We start from the raw sequence: 18,926 nt of genomic DNA, 5'->3' as shown, positions 1-18,926 counted from the left end.
TTATGCCAAGATGTCCCTGTGCATAAACACGACAAAACTGACGACCAGAGCAAGGAGCGACCATACAGCCAAAACGCCAATGGAAAAAGGAAGGGACATGCCTGCAATCGGCGGCAATTGTCCGGAGAGATACCCGGTGAGACCCAAATTGACGGAAAACAGATATTTCACCGCCACCCATGAAGAAGCGAGTCGGCTTAAAATATTGCCGGCAATCACGGCTGCCAATAGGATCCCCATCGTTGCAGCCGTATTCCGGACGATAATCGAAACGGCACATGTGACAAGCCCAATGGACATTGCCACAACAAAACCAAGCCCATAGCTTTCCATTATAAACTGCCACTGTGGGATATTCATGACTTGACTTGTATCCAATTGGCCGTTGATGACTTGAAACCCTGTAGCCACCGGCATGTCCCAGCCGCCCCAGCCAAAAAACAAACTGCCGATCCCCGTTGCCAAAACGCCTATTGTCATCAGCAATAACGATACATACAACAGTAACGTAAGCAGCTTCGACAGCAATATCTTCCACCTGGCAATCGGCCGCGTCAAAAGTGCTTTGATCGTTCCTTCTCCCCACTCCGATGAAATCAAATCCGCTGCAAGCGTGACGACGATCAACGGCAAGAGCAGCGAAATGCTCAGATTCATGAAGATGCGTACAAACGCCGCTGAGCCGGGTGCCAGCGGATTGATATCATGATCCAATTCGTATTGCAGTTGTTGCACCTGCACCTGGTATGTTTTTTTCCGTTCCTCCGGTATGTATAAGCTTTTTTGCCGGTTTTGCAAATCATAGATTTGTTGTCGGATGACAGGTTTCCATTGTGTTGTTCCGACTCTCGCAAACAACTGTTCATCCGCAAGTTTTTGTCCATATGCAAACAATGCAATTAACACAATCACAATCAGATTGACCAGGAGAAAGCGTCTGCGTTTACTCAATTTAATCGCTTCATTTTCGATCAGATAGAGAAATTGCACCAATCGCTTCCCCTCCATTCGCTTCTTCTGTGACTTCCAAAAATAACTCCTCCAACGTGGCGGATCGTTTTCGGATGGCGTATACTCCGATCCCTTGACTTACAAACCATTCATTTAAACGAGGGATCCATGCATCGGATATGGCACAAACAATGGTTCCCATGTCATTCCCATCTCGCCGTTCCGCAGCGGGTGGATGATCGGCATCAGCCATCAAAACATTTGGATTGCAAATCATTCGTTCCATGGAATCGGCAATCCCTTCCTCGATCAGGAATTGCTGCAGCAAAGACTGAGCCGTTTTGATATTTGACACTTCCCATTCCGTCCGTGGTGCGTAGCCATATAAAAGCTCCCGTACAGTCCCGGCGCGAATGATTTTGCCATGATGAAGGATCGCCACACGATCGCACAACATCTCGATCTCGCTCAAAATATGACTGGAGACAAAAACAGCCATCCCTGCTTTTTTCGCCAAATATTTGATAAACTCCCGCAGTTCCCGAATTCCGCTTGGGTCCAGGCCATTTGTAGGCTCGTCCAGGATCAGCAACTGGGGACGCGTCAACAATGCCTGGGCAATTCCCAACCGCTGCTTCATTCCCAGGGAGTATGTCCGGACTTTCTCATCCAATCTGTGTTCCAGTCCCACAAGTTGTGCAACTTCACGGATTCGCTTGTCATCGACACTTCCGGACATCCGCGCAAATTGCTCAAGATTTTCTCTTCCCGTCAAAAATTTATACAACTCTGGATTTTCTACGATACACCCGACATGCGCCATCGCCTGCACATAATTTCTCTGCAGATCAAATCCGCCGATTGTTACCGAACCAATGGATGGTTTCATTAAACCTACAAGCATGCGAATGGTAGTCGTCTTGCCCGCCCCATTGGGGCCTAAAAATCCAAAAATCTCTCCCGCAAAAACATCAAATGACAAATCTTGAACGATCATTCGGCGGCCAATCCGCTTGCCAAGCCTGTGAACTTGTAAAACAGGTGGATTTCCTGATTTTGTCACACGACAATCCCTCCATTTCATTATGCTATAATCATACCCGAGGAGGGAACAAGATGAAAGGAAGGGATTTAAAATGGTTTGGAATCGGCTGTTTGGCTGTTTGTTGCACTGTCCTGTTGGCTGCAGGCACAGGACTTGCCCTGAGCCGTTCCGCGCTGCCACATCGCTCTGCGCTGACAACACAGCCTAAGCAACTGCAAAAACAAGTACAAACAAGCCGTACAATCCTGCACGGGCCGATTCGGATTTTTGCGATGGGCGATTCCTTATCAAGAGGCTATGGCGATGAAACGGGCCTTGGATATATCGGGGATTTGCAGCAAGCCCTGGAGAAAAAAGGCTTGCAGACAACTGTCGACAATATTGCCGTGGATGGATTCGTATCGGATCAGCTTGTACACCAGATCAAAGATCCTGCCATTCAGAAACAAGTCGCTGCTGCCAAAATCATAACTTTCTCGATCGGCGGCAACGATCTGGTTCGAAATGTAGCAAACTTTACCATTCCGACAATCGAACAAACAAAAGCTTCTGAAGAACATTATTTAAAAAATCTCAATACGATTTTACAAACCGTGCGCGCCAACAATTCGCAAGCACCGATTCTCATGGTGGGTCTTTACAACCCATTTTTACAATTGCAAGGCGGGGCTGCCGGAACTGCCGTAGTAGAAGATTGGAACGGGCGCACTTCCACCTTGTTGCGATCCTATACGAATACGTATCTTGTACCGACGCTGGACATCTTTGCAGCGAACGGCGACAAGTTCCTATATGCAGATCACTTTCATCCGAACGCTGCCGGTTATCAGGCGATTGCAGCCCGGATGCTGCAAGACTTATCTTCCCTGCTCCCGTCGTAAATGCCCTTTTTGCTCAGCAGAAAGGGCATTTAACCAAACTGATACCCAATCCATGCACATCCGACGGCGAGGCAGACAGAGCTTACGATATACAGAAATGCCTCGCGGATCTTTCCTTTTTCCAACAGTTGGATCGTTTCATAACCAAATGTGGAAAATGTCGTATATGCACCACAAAATCCAATACCCAAAAGCCTCCACGCCCATGTTTGCAAACTCCCGGAATGAAACAAAGCGGAAAGAAGTCCAAGGAGTAAAGATCCTGACAAATTGATCACCCAGGTTCCCCAGGGAAAACTGCTTTGTGTGCGCAGATTGACAAATCGTCCAAGATAATGTCGGGCATTTGCACCAAACATGCCGCCAAAACCAACAATGAGAATACTCCACACGTCTCATGTCTTCCTTTCTGTCTTTTTTTATTCGCAAATCTACAGAATTGCTGCTGCAACAGAAGTCTGTGTATTACGAACAATCGGCACTACGCAAGCTTGGCCAGCCGAAATCCGATCCAAGCGAGCAATACGCCTCCCGCCACGCTTGCCGCCACATACGACAAGGCCAGCAACGCATGGTTTGCTTTCAGCAATAGCAGCGTTTCTACTGAAAATGTTGAAAATGTTGTAAAAGCGCCGGTTACGCCAGTGCCAATGGCAAGCCTCAGATGTGGCGGAACTTTCCACTTGTTTAATGTCATGGTAAGAAACCACCCCAAAAAAAGACACCCAATCCAGTTGATCAGCAACGTTCCCAATGGAAACAACTGTACGGGAGGAACCCACAAGCCGACAACATAACGCAAAATCGCTCCTACAAATCCGCCAATGGCAATTGCCAATACATCCTTCATGATTCCTTCCCCTCCAACATCAGAAAAATCAAAAGCATCTGAACAATCAAAAGCAAATTTTACCAAAAATAAAACCCCTACCAACTCGCGATCATCCAATCACAAGTCAGCAGGAGTCATCAGCCAAAATTGGCGGTTATGGCGAACTCCATCGCCTATCCGATTATATTCTAACCGTATTATCCGACATCTTCTCATCTTCGTCAACAAGATACTTAAGCAAATCATCAGTTGCTGCATATTCATAGATTTGATCGGTTTCACAAGCGAATGAACCGTCGCGATGAACAGTTGCAATCAAGCACGCAGACGTCTCACCGTGTCTTTTTAAGCGAAACTTAGGTAAATGCCGTTTCAAGAAGGTTGCCGATTGTATAAGATGCATCATAAAAGTTGAAAAGGAGTGTGTAACTATGTACGGAACATTTGGAGGATATACTCGCTGGGCAGTTGTATTCTTGATCATCTTCGTATTGTTCTTCTTGCTCATCCCTGGCTATACAACTGTTTGCAATACAGTGCCTGTCGCTTAACAGGACAAAGCGGTGATCGTGATCATAACGGTCACCGCTCATTTTGTCTTTTTGCGAATAAAAACGTTTGCATACGTTAAACTACCTACATAACTGGCAGTACCGACTTTTGGAAACAACGGGCATGATTCGAACCAAATCCATGAGTTGAAATCATCGTGTATATATTCTCTCGGATCGTATATATATTCTTCAGAAAGTGTGATTGTTTGTGCAAGTCTGGATATTTTATACGTTAAGTACGATACTGACTTTCGCTATTTTGCTAACCATGGTTCGCTTGATCGGAAGTACGCAATTGACACAACTGACATTTTTTAATTGGGTGGCCGGTGCGGCAATGGGAAATCTGGCCGCCAACATGATCGCATCCAAATCGGCGTCAGACTGGGCACAGTCGTGTTATACACTCATCCTGTTTTCCATCGTATCGATTCTGGCTACTTTACTTGCTCTCAGATTTCGGCCATTTCGTCGAATCGCCAACGGTGAACCGGTTGTTTTAATCCATAAAGGCATCATGTTTCGTGAAAATCTCCGAAAAACGAAAGTCAATCTGGATGTATTGATGATGCTCTTGCGTGAGAAAGGATATTTTTCCTATTCCGATATTGAATTTGCCATCCTGGAACCTACCGGTAATTTGAGTATTTTACCGAAGGAAGAATCCCAATCCGTGTCAAAAATCGACCTCGTACAAGGTGTGAAGCTTTCCGAAAAAGGTCAAGGTCCTTATGTTGAAATCGTCATCGATGGAGAAATCGACAATGATAAATTAATAAGTACCGGCCATGATAAAGCATGGTTGGATGAACAAATCAAAAAGCTGGGCGGGAAAACGTTAGCTGACGTTTTTTATTTGGCTGTCAATAAGCAAGGGGAAATTATCGTCGATTTCCATCGCCGCCATGTACCCAAAAATCCGGAGATCTAGCATTCAATCGTAAAACAACCATATCTGGAAAACATGGAAAAGACCTGATGCAAATGGGCCTTTTCCATGTTTTTTGCATGTTTTCCGCATCCCTTTATGGAGTGGCATTCTTTGGAGTTGAACTCTGGCCAGGAAGCGCAGAAAGCTTCACTGACATGGTTTGCTTGTTCCCGCCCCGATATACCGTTACGTTCACTGTATCCCCAATTTTGTACTTGAAAAGCGCAGCATGTAATGAAACAGCATCGGTAATTTTGTCCCCGTTCACCGCAACAATCACATCGCCTTTCTGCAATCCGCTTTGCTTGGCTTGCGCCGATTGAACGCTGATCACAAAAACACCATAATTCACAGGCAAATTCGGCAAATATTCATTCGGTACTTGCGCCAAATCGACTGCGCCGATGCCTAATGCAGGATAGCTTACATGTCCCGTCTTTAATATTTCTTGAATGATCGGCCGCGCTTCATTGATCGGAATGGCAAATCCCATTCCTTCGACGCCTGTGCTCGCGATTTTGGAACTATTGATTCCAATCACTTGCCCTTCAATATTAACCAAGGCACCGCCGCTGTTGCCAGGATTAATCGCGGCGTCTGTCTGCAGCACCGCCTGTTGATTCAAAGTCTGGCCTGTCGCTTCATCCATCACGGGCATCATGCGTTTTGTTGCACTGATGACACCCTCTGTGACCGTTTGATTAAATTCCTCCCCGAGCGGGTTGCCGATGGCAATGGCCGGCTCCCCTACCTGAAGCGTATCCGAGTTCCCGAAGGTGGCTACGCCTGTGACGTACGATGAAGGAATTTGCAAAACGGCCAGGTCGCTATATTTATCCGTACCGATGACTTTTGCCTGCGTTTTCTTGCCGTTTGGCAGCAAAACCTCGACCTTGGCAGCACCTTGCACCACATGGTTATTTGTTACGATATATCCTTGTTTATCAAAAATAATGCCAGAGCCTTCGCCTTGCATTTGAATGTTTGAATTTTGGCTATACGGATTCGCAGACGCTCCATAGTTTGCAACACCGACAATGGCTGATTTCACCTTGTTTACAGCTTGTACAACTCCGTCATTGACTTTCACGGAAACATTGCTCACTGGAACGGAAGGGTTCGTAAGAGAACCGGCTCCGGCCGCAGAAGATTGTGAAAGGTTTATGAAGTTGGACTTTATCATAATTGGCACTGCTGCAACCGTAGAAGCAGAACCGACCAATGCGGATAATACCACTGCAGCAATCCATTTGCCACGACCGGAACGGCGAGATTCCTTGCTGGCATCCTCATTATAGAAACCCATATTTCATATCCTCCTCATTGATTTCACGGCACCTGTTGATACATTGTCGTCCGTAAAATGTTTTGATGCGAGAAACAGAATCACTTTTCGAACTTTTCAATCCATCGATTGAAAACTCTATACTGGTATTCTATCTTTCATTTTTAGAAAAATCATAGAACATTTGTGGGATTTCTAAGGAATATTCGACAAAATGATTGGCTTGCGCACATTTTTTGGATGTTGGTTTCCACATTTTTTCATGATTGAAATTGCCGCAAATATTTGAGAAAATTTATTATCTCAAAAAAATTACTAGAAAATAAGCTATACAATAAATTGATACAATTATCAGGGCTTTGGGGGAAGACCATGAAACAAATAAAAATTCAAGCAGCTACCGCATCCGCATCGTTTGTGATGGCTTTAGGCATTTTAATCGTCGGAGCATTTCAACAAATTTCATTTCTTAAGTTTGCAGTTGGACACATTGCAACACTTGTCCTGCTTTTCTTTTTGCTAGGGTTGTTTGCATGCTATACTCGGGACGCGATACGCGGCGTCATGCGGACAAAACATTTTGAACATCCGATTCAAAGCTTTGCGATCGGCACATGGATCGCGGCAACATCTGTCACCATTTTGGCAATCTTGAAGGAATTGCCGATGTTGAAAGCAATTTCCTTGCTCTTATTTGGACTGAATATCGGTTTGATCACGATTTATTTGGTGCAAATCATCCGCAACTATATTCACTTGTTTTGGCGGGAATCATTGCGCACAAGACTTGAACGCATAAACGGCATCATTCTATTAGCATGTGTAGCTGTACAATCGATTGTAATAGCAGGAGAAAATTTATTCCAAAACTCTCTGCCGCTTTGGATCGCCAAGCTGCTCATTTTACTCGGCATATGTTTTTATGCGGTAGGATTTCTTTTCATTATCAGTCGCTATGTTATGTACCATAAGAAAGAAGTGTTTCTGCATTGGGATAACACCAATTGCATCATACATGGCGCCATGTCGATCACAGGTTTGGCATGCGTGACCAGCAAGGCATTCAGCCAGGATGTGGCCGCCGGCATTTGGTTATGGGTTTTGTTTTGCTTCTTGATCGTCGAATCCTTTGAGATCATTCGAGCGATTGTTCGCATCAAGCGTTATGGAGTCAAACAAGGGATTCTTGTCTATTCAGTCAGCCAATGGTCACGAAATTTTACATTCGGCATGTTTTTGGCCTTTACGATTCATCTTTCTTTGAAAGAAAGCTTTTTACAGAACCCAGTCTTTGCCATCGTTCGAATGAACATCTTGCATGCAGCGTCATACCTTGTACTGCTTTTGTTTGTAATCGAGACATTCATTTTCGCCACACACATCGTCACTCGGTGGAAATCCTACCATCAACGCGTATCCGTTGCTGCCTAAAGGATGCATGGGATGTCCCTTATTTTATAATCGATGCAACAATAGCAAACCGACGAAAAAGAAAGCCAACCTTGTAATAAATAGGTTGGTTTTGGTACTCTTTTATTTTACATATTTACCAATAGAATGGTCTAGTAGCAATAGCTCCGGCAGCAAATCCTAACGTAAATCCGGCTAATGCAGCAAATGGAAAGAAAAATGGCCAAAAGGCTTTTTCTGCTTTAGGAGCATTCCGTTCTTTTCCCTGATCGGCTGTTTCAATCGGCAACATACTATCGGATTTTGGAACACTTGCGTAATTATTGACAGGGGTCAAATACAGTCCATTATACGTGACCTGACTGAGTAAGCCATAATGGCTTTTGCCGTTAAGCAAATGAATCGTGACTGGCTGATTGATACACTGACGGCATTGGTGATATAAAGGATGAACCAAACGGTGAACCCCCTTCCTATTTTGTAATATACCTTATGTATCGCTGCACTGGTTGGACACGGGCATTCATGTAAATACAGACAAAATTCATAGAAAACAGGAAACAAAAAAGCATCCACTTGTCAAAAGTGAACGCTTTCCGGCAGAGAGAATAGGATGGATGCTATCCAAGCAACCCCAGTCGATCCAGAATGACCATAAGCTGCTCTCGAGTCACTGGTTCTTTTGGGTTCATATTGCCATGCTCATCTCCATGCATCACACCTTTGGCAATTCCTCTCAAAACGGACGCATGAGCCCAAACAGAGACATTCTGATCATGATAGCTCGCTAATTGTGCTTCCAATGCCTGAATTCGCTTTTGCAGTTCTTCCAACATTATTTTTCCTCCTCCATCTCATACAATCACAAATTCATCCCATTCAGCCATTCCTGTCTTTTCACGGCTAGTCTAATGGGCTTGTGTATGATCAAGTTCAACATCGCTACCATTGTTTATCGTTATTCCCGATCTATCCTCTTTTATTTCGATCACATCCTGCAATCTCCTTTGGCTGTTTTTCATTCCATCACAAGTATTTGAAAGTCGTGCTTCCGCTTGAAACAAAGTCCGGGTTGATTGTTGTACTTGTAAATCTTACAAAATTCGCATTATACTATAAATAATTCTACTAATTATCCTGTGAATCAATGATCCGAGGTACATATGCATATGAAAGTTAACAAAGAACGATTGTTTGAGCATGCCTTTTTTCATGCACCGATTGGCATGGCCCTTGTAAGCTTGGATGGCTATTGTATAAAAGCGAATCCTGCCCTCTGCAGAATCATGGGATATTCCGAAGAAGAGCTTCAACATCTGCGATTTCAAGATTTTACCCACCCTGATGATGTAAAGTACGATCAGGAATATTTAGATCGCGTTTTTTCCGGGGAAATTGTTAATATTCAATCAGAAAAGCGGTATATTCATAAAGAAGGACATATTGTTTGGATTTTATTAAATCTCAGTTTGATAACAGATGAACGTGGCAATCCTTCCTATTTTATTGCACAGGTTCAAGACTTGACGGAAAAAAAGTGTCTTCTCGATATTCTTTCCGAAGATAAACAACGCTACCGTATCATCACGGAAAATACTCTGGACATGATTTCCGAACAAGACATCGATGGTACATATGTGTATGTTTCCGAATCATGCCGCAGCTTGCTTGGTTATGAACCCTATGAATTAATCGGGCGAAATTCGTATGATTTTTTCCACCGCGACGATATGGAATTAATTGAGCAAAATCATAAAACAGCCTTAACGTTTAATAATGCAAAAACGATCGCATATCGGTTTCGAAAAAAAGACGGTTCCTATATATGGTTTGAAACGGCATGCAAAGCTCTATGTGATAAGGTAGGACATGTCAAAGGAATTCTCAGCTTTTCACGGGATATATCCTTCCGGAAAGAATCGGAAAAATTGCTGATTCAATCGGAAAAGCTATCCATTGCCGGTCAACTTGCGGCAGGCATTGCGCATGAAATCCGGAATCCCCTCACCTCATTAAAAGGCTTCCTGCAATTAATCGGAAAAGGGGATCATAAGCAATATTACTTTGACATTATGAATTCTGAGCTGAATCGGATTGAATTAATTCTTAGCGAATTGCTCGTGTTGTCGAAACCACAAGTACAAACAAGCCAGACAAAAGATTTAATAAAACTCCTTGTCGATGTATGTACGCTTTTGGAAACGCAGGCAATTATGAAAAATGTCCAGATTGCAACCGTATTCCCCTCGCATTCTCTCTATATTCAATGCGATGAAAACAAAATGAAACAAGCCTTTATCAACTTTATAAAAAATGCCATTGAATCAATGCCCGCCGGCGGTGAACTTTTTATTGAAGTCGAACAGTCGGCAGAGAAAATTACGGTTCGAATTACAGATCAGGGAACGGGAATTCCAGAAGAAAAGATCCCGTTTCTGGGTCAGCCCTTTTATTCAACAAAAGAAAATGGAACGGGATTAGGGCTGATGGTTAGCTATAAAATCATCGAAGAGCTAAAAGGCCGCATCTTTGTATCAAGTAAAATAAATGAAGGAACAACGTTTCAAATTGAACTCCCATTGCATGAATAAGGTGATTCTTTCTATGTATATTCACAGCCAAAAAGTCGAAGGATTGCTTGTCGATGCACAAACAAGATGCCGCCATTATTCTTCCGACAAAGACGTTATCGCCATAAAATTCCCATGTTGTGACACATATTTTCCTTGTTTTATGTGCCATCATTCCTATGCGGATCATGCACCGACAGTATGGAAACGCGAACAGTTCCATACAAAAGCCATTTTGTGCGGCGTATGCGGTTTTGAATTAACCATCCGGCAATATTTCGACTGTGATTCAAAATGTCCGAAATGCCAATCCGGCTTTAATCCCGGTTGTCAAAATCATTATCATCTGTATTTTGAAACGTAAGGATTTTAAACCTTGACAGGTTGCTTTAATGCCTAGCTGCAACTTGCGATTGGCAAAGCAACGTTCTTGTTCACTGCTGTCGGGTTTGATTGGTAAATTACAGAAATAATTTCCTGATGAAAAATTCGAACGCATTCACATATTTTCAAGTCGATAATTATGTAACTTTAAAAATACAACATGAAAAATTGGATACATTTTAAAATATGATCTGTATTCATATGAGGTGACTGGTATTCGATGCAGAAACTACGAAAAGCATTAATTTTGTCTGCAAGCTGTGGTGAAGGACATCAGCAAGCATCGTTAGCGATTCAAGAAGCAATGAAACGTATCGATCCTGCAATCGAAGTGAGAATCGAAGACTATTTAAAAATGGTTCACCCGATTGTAGATGCAGTTGCCCGTTACTGTTACATTCAAAGTGTTCGCTATGCTCCTCCTTTATATTCGCTGTTCTACCATAGAACAAAAAATCTTAAATCATCTTCCCGTATTCAAAAGTATTTGAACCAATTGGGAATGAATGAACTTAAGAACTATATACAGGAATTCAAACCGGATATTGTGATTTCAACATTTCCAACACCGGCAGGGGTTATGTCTGTGCTGAAAGAAAGTGGAACCATCCAAGTTCCGTCTGCTACAGTGATTACGGACCATGCCATTCATAATCAATGGATACACCCGTATACTGATATGTATTTTGTCGGTTCACATTATGTAAAGCAAGGATTGATCCATCGCGGTGTATCGGAAAATAAAATTCATGTTACCGGCATTCCCATTCGCTCTTTATTCCAAGAGCCTGTCGATCAAATCCGTTTGCTCCAAAAATACCGCGTCAATCCCGAATTGCCGACGGTATTGGTAATGGGCGGTTCTTTTGGCGTTTTAAAAGACATTGCAAATATTTGTGAAGAATTATTTACGTATGCGACGCCGATTCAAGTACTCGTCGTGTGCGGCCGAAACGAAAAGCTTTACCACAAGATCAATGAATTGGCAAAACATTCATCCAATTTTGTTCAAGTGTTTGGATTTGTTCAAGAAATCAATGAATTAATGGCGATTTCCGATGTGATGATTACGAAAGCCGGTGGATTAACCATCTCAGAGTCTTTGGCAATGGAGCTTCCGATGCTGCTATATCGCCCGATTCCGGGACAGGAACAACAAAACGCATCATTTTTGGTTGATTCAAATGTCGCTGTTTTGGCAAAAACACGACATCTTGTTTCCGAATATATGCAAATACTTTTATCTACGAATACGGATCATATGTTGCAAGACATGCGTGAAAATGCGAAACGGATAAAAAAGACAGATGCGGCTGATCAAATCTATAAAATTTTGCAAAAATCTATCCAAGCAATGTCAAAAGAGCCGGCGCTGAATCTTAAGTTATACAAGAATATGTAACCTAATTTTCAAAACGGTATAAAGCTTGAAAGAACTGATAGAAAGGTGATTGACCAACTTGTCTAAACCGAATTTTTCACTATCTCGGCTTTTGTCTATGGGGAATCGTTTTTTGTCAGAATTTCAACCGCAAAACCGTAAAACATGGTTGAAACGTATAAGACGAAATGCAAAACTTCAATATTGGAAATTGATGCGCTCCCCTGGTGGCGGGAAAATTGTCGCATCAGGTTTTTCCATCGGCTTTGGACTGGAAATGATTTTACCCATTACGCTGTATACAGCCTATATCTTGATGATTCCGCTCATCCGAAATAGAAATCTATTATCTGCATCGATTATCGGTAATATTTTTGCGAAAATTACTTTTTTCCCGATCTTGTTCATTCCATTTGGACATTCGCTCGGAAAATTTCTGATTTTCCCATTTCTGAAACATTTGGCACATCATACCATTTGGCACAAAATCGTAAGCTACTTTGCTACGATCATCGGGCTTTCTTTTTGTGGAGTTTTATTAGGCTTGATGTGCTATCCGATTGTTTACTTCCTGTATGAACGCAATCGACAACGCAGATTCGCAAGAAGAAAATCGATCGCTTGATATAGACACGATTATGACCATCTTCCACATGAAGATGGTCATTTTGTGTTACAAACAATATTTTTTATAGTGCGTGTTCAAAAAGTGGTTAAGTAAGACACAAGGAGTGCGAAGCCGAAGCACGAAAAGGCGACGGAGTGTACGTGTCTGGTACATGAGTAAGCCTTTTTGGGATTCGGCAAAGCAATCCGCCGTGGAGTTTTGACTACTTTTTGAACATCCTCTTATTAGGATTATCCAAGGAAGTTTCCTTTATTGCATATCCATGCTACAATATTTTTGTACACTATAAGAGATCATCGTTCTTATATATGCAATAAAAAAGCGGAAGGAGGTTATGCAACGTGGATTCTCAATCGGGCAATCCAGAGTATCTGCTCTCTTCAGTAAAAAACGCCCTACGCATTTTACGCAGTTTTTCGATGGATAAACCGGAACTGAAAGTAAGTGATCTCGCAGCTTCTTTGGGATTGGGGAAAAGTACGGTCAGCCGTCTGGTAGGCACGCTTGCGAGTGAAGGATTTGTTACGAAAGATCCCGAGACTCAAAAATACCGTTTGGGAGTGTCGATTTTAGGTTTATATAGCATTCTGACGTCGAACCTTGAGATTAATCAGGAATCCATGCCAATCCTGCAAAAATTGGTGGAAGATATAGGCGAAACTGCACATATTGCTACATTAGTCGGGTTGGAAACGGTGTATTTAAACAAAGTAGAATGCAACCATCCCGTACGGATTTTATCTCATGTCGGAAGAAGAAATCCGGCCTACTGCACAAGCTCCGGCAAAGTAATGCTTGCATATCAGCCGGACGAAGTTGTCGAACAGGTCATTGAAAACGGTCTCATCCAATATACCAAAAATACAATTACGGATCCCGATACGTTACGGACCGCTTTAAAAACAATACGGGAGCAGGGATATGCCGTAAGTGTTGAAGAGTTGCTGGAAGGTGTTGTAACGATTGCTGCACCCATTCGCGATCATACCGGCAAGGTCAATTATGCAATCACAATGACGGGACCGATCCAACGGATTCGTTCACATAACATTTCGGTATATCGAGGCAAGATCATCAAAGCTGCCAAAGAAATTTCTGAAAGACTTGGCTACTGGAAATAAAAAATCGAAGCGAACGGCAACCCACGGCACTGATAGCTATCGTCACGGATTCCGGTATTTGATTATCGAGGAGGGCTGTTTCCATGTACGACGTACATACTCACTTTATTCCTGCAGACGTGTTGGACTGGTTAAAAGAAAACAAAACAATTGTAAATGCAAAATGGGAAAAACGAGACCCTGATAAGGATGAATTTCTAGTCGTAAATGGCAAATGGGCCTTTGAATTAAAACAAACGTTCGTCGATTCTGTGCTCTATTTAGATGAACAGGCAAAAGCAGGCATTGCCCATTCTCTCATCTCGCCCATTCCGCAACTGTTTGGTTATGATTTTGAAGCAAGTATTACCCAGGAAATTTCCACGGTTTACAACGAATCTCTGGCAAAATGGGTCAATTCCCATCGTCGGCAAATTTCCGCATTAGGAACAGTTCCTCTGAATCATCCCGTACAAGCAGCGATGGAATTGCAGCATGCAATGGATCTTGGTCTTAAAGGAGCCATTATTGGCCCCGGATTGTCCGAAAATATGCTGACAGATGAGTACTTTACACCTTTTTGGGAAGAAGCCGACAAGCAAAACGCCATCATTTTTATCCACCCGTTATTGTGTGATGATCCAAGGCTGAAGAAGCAAATGATGCCCAACTTGATCGGTGTCCCATGGGAAACAACAGTCTGTGCAACCGATTTGTTATTGAGCGGGTTTCTCGACCGGTATCCGAATGTCAAAATAGTATTGGCTCACGGCGGAGGATTTCTTCCCTATCAAATCGGACGACTCGATAAAGGATATGATTGCTGGAAAATGATCGCCGCTTCTTTGGAAGCCCCCCCTGCCGAATATTTGAAGCGTTTCTGGTACGATTCCGTTCTCTGGAATACCGATAGTTTAAACTATTTGATCGAAACCGTCGGTGCAGACCGGGTTGTCCCCGGCTCTGATTTTCCTTTTGACCTTTGTTCCTGGCCGCCCGTTGCAACCAGCGAGAAAGGAGTTCAATCGCTTTTATTCAAGTAATGCAAGTTTGCGACCAACTCCTTTTGCGCCAAGTTGGTCTAGCGTACGTTTTGTATGTACGATTGCTGAATTCTAGTTGCTCGAACCATTGCCTGCAGATGTTCCGTTTGCAGAAGTCCCATTCGCAGAAGTTCCATTGCCAGAGCTGCCGGAAGTAGAATTTGTCTGATTCGAACTGCTATTGTTTGTATTCGCGCCGGAGTTGGAAATAGCAGAATTGTTGCCTTGTTGTTTCGGTTTTATTTTTGGCGCTGTTCCATTTTTAATTGCATCTTCAATGGTGCTGGCAGATTGCTTGTTTTTCAATTGTTCCATGACCCATTTGATTTGAATGTGATTTTCACGCACCAACTTTGCCAAATCCTTTGCATCTGTCTGTGTTAGACCTGCATCCTGAAATCTTTGTACAAGATTTTGTCTTTGATGTGTTTGTGCCTGCGCGGGTTTGCTTTGTGACGCCGCAGTGGACGCTTGGGTCGTTGAAGAGGCGCTTTGTGTGCCACACCCTGCAAGTATACCTGTCACTGCAATACCTGCTATGCATACAGTCAATGTTTTTTTTATTGTTTGCTTCATTTTTTGCTCAACCTTTCTTCTTCAATCTCAACTCTTGCTGCAACATGATTTATCATATTCCAAAACTTTAGAAAAACTATGGAAGTTTCATGAAAAAAGGACATAACATAAAAAAACGTAAGCGATGTGTCATATGAGTGAACGTTTACAGTAATAAAAGTACTGCTGTCATTTTTTGAGCAGCAGTACTTATTTATACTCACTACAGTTCCCCTTTTTTAATGACAAACTCCTTTTTCAGCATATTCCAAAGATTAGGATCTTCCATTCCCAAACGCCACAATGCCAAGCCTCGAATTCCCAATCGATGTGCCAAGTTTAATTTTGCACGAATGCTCTCTGCGTTCTCAAACCACACTTCATGTCGATTGCCCGCTTGATCTGTGTACCGAAACATCGGAGTCTGGCTTTTTTGATCAAAAATGATCGATTGTCCATATCTGGACGCAAGGCTCATTGCCATTGCGTATGTGGCATATTGAATTTTACCGGTAGTCAAATTAAAGTCAAACCCGAATACCGATACTGCAGCCGTAATTTTACCGGCCGGCATCTTCGTCATTGCATATCGGATCACCTTTTCCATCCATCCGATCGATACTACCGGACCCGGACCACTTCCAGGCCATCCGTGCTCATTATACAACATGGCTACAAACTCATTGACAGCACTGCCAATCAAACCATAATCAAAGGAAGCAGAAAAAGGATTTGTCGGATGGTCGGAAGTTCGGGCGGGTGTGCTGACAACATAATGGTATCCCCTTTTTCTTAACGCGTCCCCCAACTCCTGATAAAACGTTGCAAGCAGAAACCGATCCTCAAAGTAAACATCTTCAAAATCGATGTGGATGCCATCAAATCCGTACTCTTGTATAAGCATTAAAAGATTGGCGATGAATGTGCTGCGATTATCTGACGTACTGAGCATGCCGCGAATCACATCTTTATTGACACCTTGTTTCCCTCTTTCATAAAGCAGGTTGCTAACGACGGGAAGCATTTTTACATTGTGGCGATGCCCAAATTCCACCAATCGTCTCATATATGACGAATCGAATTCATACAATTTTGCAACTTGGGTTGGATTTTGGCGGTCAATTCGAAAATGAAACAGCCCAACGTCGGAAATCTCCGCAACGTTGGCCACAAAGGATTGATAGGAACTCGGAAGCTCGGGTCCTTCTTGTTCCGTATAATACACCAAAATTTCCTGAACAGGACGATTTCTTGCATTGGGAACCACACTCACGATGTCTCTCGAAATCCATCCCAATCGACTATTGTATAAGAGAACACGAATCCACTGACCGGAACTGCCTGTGACCGGCAGCCTTGCCCCGCGTTCCATTTGTGTAATGACAGGAGAGTGTATGGAAGGTTCCAGCCGAATATTCGCCACATTGACATTTACAACGGCTTCCGTATACACATTTGCTCCATCCGGCATCATGGTACCTCCTTTCTTTAAGGAATCAAAAACATATACGAGGGAAATCGTACATACCCCGATGGCTCCGTAGAGCCAGGTGGGTTCATCAAATATGGATACACCGGTAAAACAGGCACTCCATATGGATAATAGGCAGGATGATACACCGGATAACCGGTGGGCGCAAATCCCGTTCCATGCATGAATGGAATTCCGGATTCATCCTGCTGTGACAAAACCATGTGCTGCGGTTTGCCCGGTACATATTCCAATTTTGGCTGCGACTGTTGTATATCCGTATTTCTGCCAAAAAAAGCGTCCCATTGGCTTTCATAGTCGTAAAGCAACACACACTCCTCCTTTCCTGAACAATCGCCTATGTAATCATACGTTCCAATGTTGACGATTGCTCCTGCGTCAAGAGCCCATTTTGTGCAAGTGGAAAAGAAAAGTATACCGTTCATTTCAATCAATCATTCGAAACAAGGAATGACATCTTTTTGATAAAAATAATCCGATCGATTCCTCCCTCGGTTTTAAGGAGGTTTAGTTAAAAATGGTTTTCGATCGGATTATTATTTGATTTGGAAAATGAAACTTTATCACAAAAATGATTATGAATCCGCTTCTTTTGTTTGTTTGTGTATGATAAATTCAACAAATAATCTAGAAGATATCCCAAACAGAGGATAGAGAATTGCTGAATACCAATATTTCCAAGCATATAATTTATAAATTCCCAGCCAGGAAAAAAAGGGTTCGGCAACGAAAGCAAACAAACACCCTCCGATGATTTGAATGACTACGAACGATTTCCAGTTCGGGAAATATTGATAGATCAGCATAAAAATGACAGGAATGACTGCGATATCAACAGCAATCAAATCAGGAAAAGAAAAATACAGCAAACGTGACGTATATTCCCAAAGCAATAAATTTGATCCAAATGTATCAAGTAAATTTGAAAAAAGGGCGGTAAAGAGGCCATACAGAAAAATATGCACAATCCGCTTTTTGTCAACTAACTTGCACCATACTCCCCACAATAGTACAGTCAAAATCAGCATAAACCACCAATTAAAGCTGAAGAGATCATGACGAATCCAATACAAGTATTCAGTTTCCGATAATTGTTTTCTGGCTTTATGTACAGAATTAACGTCAAACATGATAAGTTTAGACCCCTTTGGTCCTACTTCTTTTATTTATTATTCCTGTTTGCGAAAAATTTATCCTAATATTCCAATAGCTCTCAGCATACCAATATCTCTCAGCATACTTTTGTATATACGTTTATGTTGAATGGAATACTTCACCAAACCAAATATGCTGTTTGTATTTGAATATTTAAAAATTTGACAATTCCTTGAGGTATGATACAATTTAGATCAAGTCGTAAGTACTAGTAAAAATTACATATCAATTGATTGTTTTGTAACGCTGAATTCTTTGAAGAAAAGAAGCGGGGGATCCAACTTTTGGGGTGAATCTGATTCTGTCGCAATTCTGTGACAAATTGAATCAGTAGGGCGAACGTTCCGTCCGAATCCGGCAGCTAACTTCGCAAGCGTAGAAGGTAACAGCAGCTATTGATGCAAAACAGACACATTCAAACACATTGGGGTTATCGATTCTTTTGAATCGGTTATTCGAATTGATTTTCATTTTTTATTTCTGTCCAATACCTTTCTTCGTTACTGCTCTTCGTTACTGCCTGCAAGGATTTGTTTTTACTCTTAGAATTTTTTGTTTGCTCTTTAGTAGTATCCCCCTTTACGCTTCATGTTTTATTTTTCCGCGTAAATTTCATTTCTGATACGATTTGACGATCCTTTTTCAAGATTTCCGTTATTTTGCTGTCCCTAATTGCATTTCATTTTTGATCTGTTTGCTTTCCAGGATTTGATGTCAAGAATAGTTCTT

The 18,926-nt window shown here is 42.4% G+C and carries 20 protein-coding genes and 2 riboswitches; of the genes, 9 read left to right on the top strand and 11 right to left on the bottom strand.

Annotated elements, in window-relative coordinates; translation table 11 throughout:
- Together LSG31_RS13235 and LSG31_RS13230 are read right to left on the bottom strand one after the other, a co-directional pair.
- A complete protein-coding gene (locus tag LSG31_RS13235) occupies window positions 1–990 on the bottom strand; it encodes a DUF2705 family protein (RefSeq protein ID WP_347439508.1) in 990 nt (329 codons plus the stop codon).
- Window positions 962–1,948, bottom strand: coding sequence for an ABC transporter ATP-binding protein (locus tag LSG31_RS13230; protein WP_347439507.1), 987 nt, complete (start codon window positions 1,946–1,948; stop codon window positions 962–964). The genes LSG31_RS13235 and LSG31_RS13230 overlap by 29 nt, the downstream gene beginning before the upstream one ends.
- A 119-nt stretch (window positions 1,949–2,067) precedes the next feature.
- Here LSG31_RS13230 and LSG31_RS13225 point away from each other — a divergent pair, with 119 nt between their 5' ends.
- Window positions 2,068–2,877, top strand: coding sequence for a GDSL-type esterase/lipase family protein (locus LSG31_RS13225; RefSeq protein WP_347435572.1), 810 nt, complete (start codon window positions 2,068–2,070; stop codon window positions 2,875–2,877).
- 29 nt (window positions 2,878–2,906) lie between these two features.
- Here LSG31_RS13225 and crcB (LSG31_RS13220) read toward each other — a convergent pair whose 3' ends face one another.
- Together crcB (LSG31_RS13220) and crcB (LSG31_RS13215) are read right to left on the bottom strand one after the other, a co-directional pair.
- On the bottom strand, window positions 2,907–3,269 hold the full coding sequence (crcB, locus tag LSG31_RS13220; protein ID WP_347435571.1) for a fluoride efflux transporter CrcB: 363 nt from the start codon (window positions 3,267–3,269) through the stop codon (window positions 2,907–2,909).
- Window positions 3,270–3,358: 89 nt separating this feature from the next.
- The gene (crcB, locus tag LSG31_RS13215; RefSeq protein WP_347439506.1) at window positions 3,359–3,727 is read right to left on the bottom strand and encodes a fluoride efflux transporter CrcB; all 369 of its coding nucleotides are present in this window, start codon (window positions 3,725–3,727) and stop codon (window positions 3,359–3,361) included.
- 103 nt (window positions 3,728–3,830) lie between these two features.
- Window positions 3,831–3,892: riboswitch (Fluoride riboswitch) on the bottom strand.
- Window positions 3,893–4,471: 579 nt separating this feature from the next.
- Here crcB (LSG31_RS13215) and LSG31_RS13210 point away from each other — a divergent pair.
- Window positions 4,472–5,194 (top strand): DUF421 domain-containing protein, encoded by a 723-nt coding sequence (locus LSG31_RS13210; protein ID WP_347435570.1) that lies wholly within the window; start codon window positions 4,472–4,474, stop codon window positions 5,192–5,194.
- A 94-nt stretch (window positions 5,195–5,288) separates the two neighbouring features.
- On the opposite strand, the gene LSG31_RS13205 is transcribed toward LSG31_RS13210, so the two are convergent.
- Window positions 5,289–6,500 (bottom strand): S1C family serine protease, encoded by a 1,212-nt coding sequence (locus LSG31_RS13205; protein WP_347435569.1) that lies wholly within the window; start codon window positions 6,498–6,500, stop codon window positions 5,289–5,291.
- A 351-nt stretch (window positions 6,501–6,851) separates the two neighbouring features.
- On the opposite strand from LSG31_RS13205, the gene LSG31_RS13200 reads away from it, so the two are divergent.
- A complete protein-coding gene (locus LSG31_RS13200; RefSeq protein WP_347435568.1) occupies window positions 6,852–7,910 on the top strand; it encodes an SLAC1 family transporter in 1,059 nt (352 codons plus the stop codon).
- A gap of 115 nt (window positions 7,911–8,025) precedes the next feature.
- On the opposite strand, the gene LSG31_RS13195 is transcribed toward LSG31_RS13200, so the two are convergent.
- Both LSG31_RS13195 and LSG31_RS13190 read right to left on the bottom strand, forming a co-directional pair.
- Complete coding sequence (locus tag LSG31_RS13195; protein WP_347435567.1) at window positions 8,026–8,346, bottom strand: hypothetical protein; 321 nt, start codon at window positions 8,344–8,346, stop codon at window positions 8,026–8,028.
- Window positions 8,347–8,509: 163 nt separating this feature from the next.
- The gene (locus LSG31_RS13190) at window positions 8,510–8,725 is read right to left on the bottom strand and encodes an S-layer homology domain-containing protein (RefSeq protein ID WP_347435566.1); all 216 of its coding nucleotides are present in this window, start codon (window positions 8,723–8,725) and stop codon (window positions 8,510–8,512) included.
- 333 nt (window positions 8,726–9,058) lie between these two features.
- Here LSG31_RS13190 and LSG31_RS13185 point away from each other — a divergent pair, with 333 nt between their 5' ends.
- From LSG31_RS13185 to LSG31_RS13160, 6 genes are all read left to right on the top strand, one after another.
- Window positions 9,059–10,480, top strand: a complete 1,422-nt coding sequence (locus LSG31_RS13185; protein ID WP_347435565.1) for a PAS domain-containing sensor histidine kinase — start codon at window positions 9,059–9,061, stop codon at window positions 10,478–10,480.
- A gap of 13 nt (window positions 10,481–10,493) precedes the next feature.
- Window positions 10,494–10,823, top strand: coding sequence for a CHY zinc finger protein (locus LSG31_RS13180; protein WP_347435564.1), 330 nt, complete (start codon window positions 10,494–10,496; stop codon window positions 10,821–10,823).
- Between the two features lie 240 nt (window positions 10,824–11,063).
- Window positions 11,064–12,245: an MGDG synthase family glycosyltransferase gene (locus tag LSG31_RS13175; protein WP_347435563.1), complete on the top strand. Its 1,182-nt coding sequence runs from the start codon at window positions 11,064–11,066 to the stop codon at window positions 12,243–12,245.
- Between the two features lie 112 nt (window positions 12,246–12,357).
- Complete coding sequence (locus LSG31_RS13170) at window positions 12,358–12,849, top strand: DUF2062 domain-containing protein (protein ID WP_347435562.1); 492 nt, start codon at window positions 12,358–12,360, stop codon at window positions 12,847–12,849.
- 344 nt (window positions 12,850–13,193) lie between these two features.
- A complete protein-coding gene (locus LSG31_RS13165) occupies window positions 13,194–13,973 on the top strand; it encodes an IclR family transcriptional regulator (RefSeq protein WP_347435561.1) in 780 nt (259 codons plus the stop codon).
- Between the two features lie 83 nt (window positions 13,974–14,056).
- Window positions 14,057–14,995 carry an amidohydrolase family protein gene (locus LSG31_RS13160; protein ID WP_347435560.1) on the top strand — a complete coding sequence of 313 codons (939 nt, stop codon included), beginning with the start codon at window positions 14,057–14,059 and terminating at the stop codon, window positions 14,993–14,995.
- A gap of 72 nt (window positions 14,996–15,067) precedes the next feature.
- Here the strand turns inward: LSG31_RS13160 and LSG31_RS13155 are convergent, their stop codons facing one another.
- The 4 genes from LSG31_RS13155 to LSG31_RS13140 all read right to left on the bottom strand — a co-directional run bounded on the left by LSG31_RS13155 (window position 15,068) and on the right by LSG31_RS13140 (window position 18,172).
- Window positions 15,068–15,571: a hypothetical protein gene (locus LSG31_RS13155; RefSeq protein WP_347435559.1), complete on the bottom strand. Its 504-nt coding sequence runs from the start codon at window positions 15,569–15,571 to the stop codon at window positions 15,068–15,070.
- A gap of 202 nt (window positions 15,572–15,773) precedes the next feature.
- Window positions 15,774–17,021 (bottom strand): glycosyl hydrolase family 18 protein, encoded by a 1,248-nt coding sequence (locus LSG31_RS13150; RefSeq protein ID WP_347435558.1) that lies wholly within the window; start codon window positions 17,019–17,021, stop codon window positions 15,774–15,776.
- A 17-nt stretch (window positions 17,022–17,038) separates the two neighbouring features.
- Entirely contained in the window at window positions 17,039–17,353 is a 315-nt protein-coding gene (locus tag LSG31_RS13145; protein ID WP_347435557.1) for a hypothetical protein, read from the bottom strand.
- 264 nt (window positions 17,354–17,617) lie between these two features.
- Window positions 17,618–18,172, bottom strand: coding sequence for a CBO0543 family protein (locus LSG31_RS13140; protein WP_347435556.1), 555 nt, complete (start codon window positions 18,170–18,172; stop codon window positions 17,618–17,620).
- A gap of 259 nt (window positions 18,173–18,431) precedes the next feature.
- Window positions 18,432–18,588: riboswitch (cyclic di-AMP (ydaO/yuaA leader) on the top strand.
- Window positions 18,589–18,926: the final 338 nt, after the last annotated feature.

It is taken from the genome of Fodinisporobacter ferrooxydans (assembly GCF_022818495.1).
In the GTDB taxonomy this organism is placed as follows: Bacteria; Bacillota; Bacilli; order Tumebacillales; family MYW30-H2; genus Fodinisporobacter; species Fodinisporobacter ferrooxydans.
Note: the sequence above shows the minus strand (reverse complement) of the source record. Positions and strands in the feature narration are given on the sequence as shown.